The organism is Pacificibacter marinus (assembly GCF_018860665.1).
In the GTDB taxonomy this organism is placed as follows: domain Bacteria; phylum Pseudomonadota; class Alphaproteobacteria; order Rhodobacterales; family Rhodobacteraceae; genus Celeribacter; species Celeribacter marinus_A.
Window position 1 is genome coordinate 1 of sequence record NZ_JAHKPK010000043.1, and the last position, 1611, is coordinate 1611.

The 1611-nt window shown below is 50.6% G+C and carries 1 protein-coding gene; it reads left to right on the forward strand.

Annotated features, from left to right (window positions below; genetic code table 11):
- The coding region (locus KO497_RS12740) for an FAD-dependent oxidoreductase (protein WP_215944357.1) at positions 1–1611 on the forward strand (1611 nt) is incomplete at both ends.

Here is a 1611-nt window from a genome sequence, read left to right on the forward strand (position 1 = left end):
CCGATAGATACGTTAAATATTACGAAGAAAAGGCTAAAGGTGGCTGTGGATTATGCATTTGTGGTGGTTCGAGTGTAGTGTCGATCGATAGCCCGCAAAGTTGGTGGAGCTCAGTTAACTTATCCACAGACCGTATTATCCCACACTTTCAAAACCTAGCCGATGCTGTGCATAAGCATGGTGGCAAAATTATGATTCAAATTACCCACATGGGACGTCGCTCCCGCTGGGACGGGGAGAACTGGCCAAGCTTGATGTCTCCTTCAGGTATCCGTGAGCCGGTTCACCGCGCTACGTGTAAAACCATCGAAGTCGAAGAAATTTGGCGTGTCATTGGCGACTTTGCTAAAGCAGCCGTGCGCGCCAAAGAAGGCGGTTTAGATGGTGTAGAGTTATCGGCAGTACATCAACACATGATCGATCAGTTTTGGTCGCCGCGAGTGAACAAACGGACCGACGAATGGGGCGGCACGTTCGAAGGCCGTATGAAGTTTGGTATGGAAGTGTTGAAAGCCGTACGTGAAGCGGTTGGCCCAGACTTTGTCGTGGGTATGCGTATCACGGGTGATGAGTTCCACCCAGACGGTTTAAACCACGACGACATGAAAGAGATCGCGGCGTATTACAACGCCACCGGCATGGTCGATTACTTTGGCGTAGTGGGTTCCGGCTGCGATACACACAACACCTTAGCAAACGTTATCCCGAACATGAGCTACCCACCCGAGCCATTTTTGCACCTGGCCGCCGGTATCAAAGCGGTTGTTGATGTACCTGTAATTCACGCACAAAACATTAAAGACCCTAACCAAGCCAAGCGCATTTTAGAAGCCGGTTATGTGGATTTTGTCGGAATGACACGTGCACATATTGCAGATCCGCACATCATCGCCAAGATTAAAATGAACCAAGTAGACCAGATCCGCCAATGCGTTGGCGCGAACTACTGTATAGACCGTCAATACATGGGCTTGGATGTGCTATGTATTCAAAATGCGGCAACGTCGCGTGAATACATGGGGCTACCGCATATTATCGAAAAGACCGAAGGGCCGATTCGCAACGTGGTCATCATTGGCGGTGGCCCAGGTGGGTTGGAAGCTGCACGAGTGGCTGCCGAGCGCGGTCATCAGGTTACATTAGTCGAAATGGCCGAACAGCTAGGCGGCCAAATTAACATTGCGGCCAAAGCTCCCCAGCGTGATCAAATGGCCGGCATTACCCGCTGGTTAGCCATGGAAGTGGAACGCTTAGGCGTTAATATTCGCTTGGGTACACAAGCCAATGTCGACATGATTAGAGATCTAAAGCCCGATGTGTGCATCTTGGCGGTGGGCGGTACGCCATTCTTAACACAGAACCCACACTGGGGTGCTGAAGAAGCCTTAGTGGTTTCAACGTGGGACATCCTCAATGGCACCGTTGAGCCGGGTAAAAAGGTGCTGATCTACGATACGATTTGTGAGTTTTCCGGCATGTCGGCTGCCGATTATTTAGCCAGCAAAGGCTCACTTGTTGAACTGGTTACTGATGATATCAAGCCCGGTGTCGGCATTGGTGGCACCACCTTCCCTACCTACTACCGCAGTTTATATGAGCGCGAAGTTATTA